Origin of the sequence: Aerococcus sp. HMSC062A02, assembly GCF_001809535.1 — a bacterium.
Lineage (GTDB): Bacteria > Bacillota > Bacilli > Lactobacillales > Aerococcaceae > Aerococcus.
Genome location: NZ_KV797908.1, coordinates 1 through 6,231, shown reverse-complemented (window position 1 = coordinate 6,231; position 6,231 = coordinate 1). Strand labels below are relative to the sequence as shown.

Sequence of the window (6,231 nt, the reverse complement as noted above, 5' to 3'; positions counted from 1 at the left end):
CGTCTTCTTTGTTCAGTTTTCAAAGGTCTATCTCTCGTCGCCTCATTGAAGCGACTAATTAATAATATCATATTTCTCAAATTCGTGTCAAGTGTTTTTTCGAAAAAAGTTTTTGCTCTTTCTGAAACATTTGGCCCGTTCGAGAAGTACTCAACTATCATATCAACTTGTCTGTTTCTTGTCAACAAGTTTTTTTATTTTTTGTTTGCGTTTCTAGCGACCAGCGGTCTCTCAAACGACAAAAATTAGTTTACCAAGTATTCCTTCTTTTGTCAAAGACTTTTTTCTATTTTTTTGAAATTAATTTGATCTGGCCAAACAAAAGCCCGCTTGTAATGATAATAAAGCTTACCGCCAAGAGACTGGGGTGTTGGGTGAAAAGGGCTACTAGTAGAGTTAAAAGTGAAGATGGAAGTGCTGCTAAGGTCACTAAAGTAAAGCAATCTTCAAAATTCATCAATTGGAGGAAATAAAGCCGGCGTCTTCGGTTGAGATAAGTAGCTGTTAAAAAAGCATAGGCAAATACGATAAAGACAAAGAAAATGTGGCGGAAAGCTAGCAAGGTCATAAAGCGACTTTGGGCTTGTTCTTTCTCTTGGTAAATTTCTAGGTCATCTAATAATTTATCCATACTTCGTGGAACTCTCCAATGACTAGGGTAAGCTCCCTGTCCCCCTTGGCCATCCTTTAACCGATAAAAATATTGGTCTGGTAAAAAAACAAAGTAAGCTTGGTCAGAGGCTTCGATTGCGCCTAAGTCTTCAGCGCTAGGAAAATAGTAGAGATGCAAGTCAGCAACTTGGTCTTGTCCGCTTTGATCAGTTTCTTCAAAATAACCAGCTGAAAAAGAATTAGCCGATAAAAGTGGCGACGTCTGACCAGTAAAATAGGGGTCAAGCTGGGCGAATTCTTGGCTCAAGTCTTGGTCCACTTTTCCCTGATAAGTATTGATAAAGGGCAGGCAAAGAATAATGGTAGCTAAAAGGAGCAAAAGAGATCCAGTGATAATGGACAAACGGTGGCGAATGGCTAAATACACTTTCGCCCAGTGACTGAGGGTGCTTTTGATTGCGCTCAACATTTGTTAGACCTCCTAGGAATTTGAGTTTTAGGAATAGGAATTCGTGCTATAATAGTAAAAAAATTAAAGGAGTCAGATCTATGCCAATCATCTCGATTATCGGAGCAGGGAATATGGGCAGCGCTATTGCTCGGGGCATCTCAGAAAATCCCCCCTTCCAAACGATGGAAGTTCGCCTTGCGGATCCTAATGCCGATACCCTAAAAAAATTTGCCAAGCTTCCTGCTATCACTTGCTTCACCGACAACCAAGAGGCGGTTGCCGGGGCTGACTATGTGATCTTAGCCCTTAAGCCAGCCTACATTGAGGGCGTTGTCCAAGAAGTCCAAGCCCAACTCGCTCCCTCTTCCCTCCTGGTCTCCATCGCCACTAGCCTGAGCCTTGAGCGAGCCAAGCAAATACTGGGAGCAGACCAGAAATTTGCCCGTGTTATGCCGAACACGCCTGCCCAGATTGGTGCCGGAATGGCAGGTATTGTCGGCAACGACCGCCTAACAGCTGATGACCGAAATGGCCTTCTAGCTATCTTTTCCAGTTTAGGCCAAGCCCGTTTTGTGGGTGAAGACCTCTTAAACACAGTAACGGCATTATCTGGATCAGGGCCAGCTCTCATGTACATGATCCTTGAAGCCATGGCGGATGCTGCTGTTCTTACTGGAATGGCCCGGCAAGATGCCTATGATTTTGCTAGTCAAACCATGCTGGGAGCTGCCAAGATGGCTCAAGAAAGCCAAAACCATCCCGGTCAATTAAAGGACATGGTCTGTACGCCCGCCGGCACAACCATCGCTGAAGTCCAAGCCGCTGAAGCCTTGGGACTCCGCTCTACTATAATTGAAAGCTTTCTAGCTGGCCATGACAAGGCCAAAGAATTAGCCGGAGACTAGGCCTAAAGTAAAGAAGAAGCTGGGACAATGAGCCTAGCTTCTTTTTTCATCACGCTTCACCATGACTTATTCTTAAGGTAATTCGACTAGCTATGGCCTTCCGTTTCTTGGCGTTCAAGTTGACAGTCTTGGCATAGGCCATAAATTTCTAAACGATGGTTATTCACCTTAAAGCCTGTATAGGCAGCCGCATAGGACTCCAACTCATAGAGAATCGGATAATAGAGGTCGACAATCCGGCCGCAGTGTTCACAGATCACATGGTAATGGCGATCCAAATCAAAGTCGAAATGGCTAGCATCATCCCCATAATTCAATTCACGGACGAGGTGCATCCGGGTCAAGAGATTCAAATTATTATAGACGGTTGCCAGGCTCATGCTCTTAAAATGCGGCGACAGTTCATTGAAGATATCCTCTGCTGTCGGATGGTCCTTAGTCTCAATGAGGTATTTAATAATCGCTTCTCGCTGGGGCGTGATCCTCACTTTATGTTCGCGTAGGGCGGTAATGGTTTTGGCGTATTTACTTTCATTATCCATCACAGGGCGCGTCATCTTTTCTCCTCCTCTCACATTATAATAATTCCATTCTATATCAGTATACCTCTTATTAAAGGGAGGCGCTAGCCCTAGCCTTAAATTTTATTCTAAAAGGCGCAATAAGGCTTTACTATCTAACAAACAATGGTAAGCTTATAGGGAAGCAAGCTACAACAAATTATCTGCAAAGGAGACAAAAAGCAAAAATGAAATTGGGTGCCCGAACGATTAAGACTGGCATTGGTGTTATGGTGGCCATTATTATTTCGAGTCTTTTACCCCATATCGATCCAACTATGCCGGCCTTTACAGTCGTTTTAACCATGCAACAATCTGTTGGCAAAACTTGGGAATCAATGTCAAATCGTATTATCGCTGCTTTCATGGGGGGGCTCTGTGCCGTCATCATGACCACGCTCTTTGGCCGCAATGCGGGAATTATTGGTTTAACTGTTATTATCTTTATTGTCTTGATGAATTCGATGAAATTGTCCAATGCCATCTCTATTGCTGCGATGACAGTGGTTATTATCATGCTCTCCCCCTTTGATTCGGACCAGGAAATCATTCTCACCGCCAGCAAACGGGTGATTGAGAGTTTGCTTGGAGTTATTATCGCCTTTCTGGTCAACCTCTTCATCCTCCCGCCCAAATATGATGCGGTGGTCTACGATGAAATTAATACAACAAATACAGAGATCAGCATCCGCTTGAGAGCTATTCTTAGAAAAAATGGTGAGTATTCGACCTTGAATTCTGACCTCTCATGGGCAAGGCATAAGATCCGCCACATCCAAGAACTCTTTGAACTACTCAAAGAAGAAAGAGTCTGGAGGGGCAAAGGGATTACCGAATTCAAACGTAAATTGGTCATCCTTCGCAGCTTCATCCAAGCCCTCAACCATTCCACCCGCCTCCTCCGTTTGCTCCATGAACATACCAATGTGGTCTTTGAATTGCCGGATAGCTTACGTTTAGAGATTCGCGAGCGGATTGAAACCCTGTGTGCAGCCCACGAACAAATCTTTCTTAAGTTCGATGGGCGGATTTCTCCCACTGAAGTGAACTTCTTCCATTCCACTTCCCAATACCGCCAACACCTAATAGACAACATGTTCAAAGCTGCCCGGCTTTCAGAAGATGAGACGGATACTTCCCAGCTTGAACGATCGAATGCGATTATCTTGATTACCTCAGCGATTATTCGTTATGAGGAAAGTCTCATGCGACTCAATATGTTAGTCCGCAGCTACCATCTCCACCACGTTGATGATAAATTTCAAGCCGACAGCCTTAAAGGACTTGAAAAATAGTCGTCAACTAAAAATACCAACAAAAAGGCCTTGAAGTTAACTTTTCCAAACTTCAAGGCCTCTTTTAATTTTATTTTGTCACTTGTTCAAATATCATTGCGGCTAGAAAGGCTAGTTCTGCTTCTTCTTGATAAGTTTCAAGCATTGCTTCGTCTGTAAAGAACTGTCCCTCACTAGCTCTTAGCTTCCAAGTTCCTTCTGGCAAAGAGACAAGCTGCTTGTACTTACTCGCATTATAGGCAACTAAGATTTGCCGGTCAGCGGCCTGGTAGACTGCTATGATGATTTGTGAATCCGCCCTTAAAATTTCTAAGTGGTCATAAATCGATGCAAAAGAAGTTAAGCGAAAAACCTCATGCTTCTTGCGATAATCCAGCAAATCCTTAAGGTAAGTCACCGCTTCGGTCTCTTCATCGCGCTTGTCCCAATCCAAAGCATTAATCTCGACTGGTGCATTGTAGGTATTTCTCAGATTGAGTTTACTGCGCAGGAACTCCTGGCCGGAATGGAAGAAAGGGATCCCTTCCGTTAAAGCAATCAGCGTATTGGCCAGAAGTTGACGGCGACGGCGGAAACCAACTACTTCATGAGACCGGGTGATGGCCAACTTATCCCAGAGTGTCCAATTATCATGGACCGCACAATATTGGATGAGCTGTTGGGGAGAATGGAAGTGATAGTCCACCCCATTTAAAGTCTGACTCCCCTTCAAATTCTCAACAATTTGAAATTCCATGTGCTTTTTGTTAGAGATGAAGCCGGTATCCTGGCCCTCCTCAAAGTCATTCCCCCGCAAGGCATCGCGGAAGCGGTCATTGAAGAAAGAAATCCCCTCAAGCTGGCTAGCATTCTCCAAGCAGGCTTTATCCTGGTCCGCAAGGCAGTGGCCCATATTCCACCCTTCGCCCAGAATAATAATATTCGGGCCCAGTTCGTCAGCCAATTGGCGAACAGCTTGCATGGTTTCCACATCAATCAGGCCCATCAAGTCGAAACGGAAACCATCCACATGGTACTCTTCTACCCAATAACGGATAGCATCCAAGAGATAACGACGCATCATCCGCCGCTCTGTGGCTAGCTCGCTTCCTACCCCTGACCCATTAGCGGGATGGCCCGATTCATGGAAGCGCAGATAGTAGTCCGGCACCGTAAGCATCAAGGGATGACTCTCTTCATCATAGACATGGTTAAAAACCACATCCATAATCACCCCTAGCCCCTTCTGGTGGAGGGCCTGGATCATTTGCCGAGTTTCCATAAGCCGGGTCACTGGGGTAAAAGGATCGCTAGCATAAGAGCCCTCCGGTAAGAAATAATTCTGGGGATCATAACCCCAGTTATAGTTGCGCCCACTCTCTCGCTCTTCATCAACCGTTGCAAAGTCAAAGAAAGGCATCAATTGGACATGGCTAATCCCTAGATCTGCCAAATAATCGAGTCCGGTTGCCAAGCCCTGGGCTGTTTTCGTTCCAGATTCGGCTAGGCCTAGATACTTACCAGGAAAGCGAACGCCAGAAGAAGGGGCAGCTGTCAGGTCGCGGATATTAGCTTCATATATTACCACTTCACTTGGGTCTATCTCTGGTCCCTGGTCCTCTTCCCAGCCCTCAGGATAAGCGCTAGTCGGATTAACAACTACCGAGCGCCCACTGTTCACCGTCGCAGCCTTGGCATAGGGATCTTGGGAATAAACACAGCTCCCATCTGGAAAATAAAGGCGGTAGCTGTAGGCCAGATTATGGCAATCCCCTGCTATACTCGCTTCATAAGTCCCCTTTTTTTGACGTTTCATCGGATAGGAATCGTACAATTCGCTATACAAGTCTTTAAATACAAGTAGATCTACTTGCTGAGCCAGGGGTGCCCAGAGCACAAAACGGGTGAAACGTTTATGGTAGACTGCCCCCAAAGCGCCACCGTAAGCATAGGTCTGGTCAAAATCTTCGCTTAGAGCATAGTCATGCATAGCCTCGCGAATCGTTTGAGGGGATTCAATCCCAGACAGGGCAAATAAGTCATCAAGCAATTCCATTCTATATCTCCTTTATCTGGCAAATGCAGGCTGCCAGTGCAAAGGCCTCCCACCTGCTTAGGCTTTAGAAGTTCCTAAGCTAATGAATCAACCTCATCAAAATTCACATCATCCTCATTATAACAATAATTCACCAGCCAGTGCATTAACTTTCGCTCATTAAGGCAGGGTGTGAGCAAAGGCGTTTAGAAAGAAATGACTGGAGGCAAAAGGGATAAGAACGGCTATCAGCCGGTCGTTCCCTTTTGCTGAAGTCACTTCCTTTCTGCCTTTGCGAACCCGACTAAGCAGGGTGTGAGACTTGGCGCTCAGCTTTTGTTCACTGGAACAAGTCACCAAAGCAGTCTGCAAGACTGCGGCGGAGACTTGTGAA

At 45.4% G+C, this 6,231-nt stretch carries 6 protein-coding genes; 2 read left to right on the top strand and 4 right to left on the bottom strand.

The window, feature by feature from the left end; translation table 11 throughout:
- Window positions 1-286: 286 nt before the first annotated feature.
- Window positions 287-1,081 (bottom strand): hypothetical protein, encoded by a 795-nt coding sequence (locus HMPREF2626_RS00820; protein ID WP_070616673.1) that lies wholly within the window; start codon window positions 1,079-1,081, stop codon window positions 287-289.
- 80 nt (window positions 1,082-1,161) lie between these two features.
- Here HMPREF2626_RS00820 and proC point away from each other — a divergent pair, with 80 nt between their 5' ends.
- Window positions 1,162-1,968 (top strand): pyrroline-5-carboxylate reductase, encoded by an 807-nt coding sequence (gene proC, locus HMPREF2626_RS00815; RefSeq protein WP_070616671.1) that lies wholly within the window; start codon window positions 1,162-1,164, stop codon window positions 1,966-1,968.
- A gap of 86 nt (window positions 1,969-2,054) precedes the next feature.
- Here the strand turns inward: proC and HMPREF2626_RS00810 are convergent, their stop codons facing one another.
- On the bottom strand, window positions 2,055-2,510 hold the full coding sequence (locus HMPREF2626_RS00810; RefSeq protein ID WP_210382774.1) for a Fur family transcriptional regulator: 456 nt from the start codon (window positions 2,508-2,510) through the stop codon (window positions 2,055-2,057).
- Window positions 2,511-2,716: 206 nt separating this feature from the next.
- Here HMPREF2626_RS00810 and HMPREF2626_RS00805 point away from each other — a divergent pair, with 206 nt between their 5' ends.
- Window positions 2,717-3,823: an FUSC family protein gene (locus tag HMPREF2626_RS00805; protein ID WP_070616667.1), complete on the top strand. Its 1,107-nt coding sequence runs from the start codon at window positions 2,717-2,719 to the stop codon at window positions 3,821-3,823.
- A gap of 70 nt (window positions 3,824-3,893) precedes the next feature.
- On the opposite strand, the gene pulA is transcribed toward HMPREF2626_RS00805, so the two are convergent.
- Together pulA and HMPREF2626_RS10170 are read right to left on the bottom strand one after the other, a co-directional pair.
- Complete coding sequence (gene pulA, locus HMPREF2626_RS00800; RefSeq protein WP_083294271.1) at window positions 3,894-5,858, bottom strand: type I pullulanase; 1,965 nt, start codon at window positions 5,856-5,858, stop codon at window positions 3,894-3,896.
- Window positions 5,859-6,017: 159 nt separating this feature from the next.
- Window positions 6,018-6,231, bottom strand: a 214-nt coding sequence (locus HMPREF2626_RS10170) for a hypothetical protein (RefSeq protein WP_210382773.1), incomplete at its 5' end; no start/stop codon positions are given.

Excerpts from the sequence above, each read along its gene's own strand:
- HMPREF2626_RS00820 (WP_070616673.1), bottom strand. The coding sequence starts at position 1,081 with ATGTTGAGCGCAATCAAAAGCACCCTCAGTCACTGGGCGAAAGTGTAT.
- proC (WP_070616671.1), top strand. The coding sequence starts at position 1,162 with ATGCCAATCATCTCGATTATCGGAGCAGGGAATATGGGCAGCGCTATT.
- HMPREF2626_RS00810 (WP_210382774.1), bottom strand. The coding sequence starts at position 2,510 with ATGGATAATGAAAGTAAATACGCCAAAACCATTACCGCCCTACGCGAA.
- HMPREF2626_RS00805 (WP_070616667.1), top strand. The coding sequence starts at position 2,717 with ATGAAATTGGGTGCCCGAACGATTAAGACTGGCATTGGTGTTATGGTG.
- pulA (WP_083294271.1), bottom strand. The coding sequence starts at position 5,858 with ATGGAATTGCTTGATGACTTATTTGCCCTGTCTGGGATTGAATCCCCT.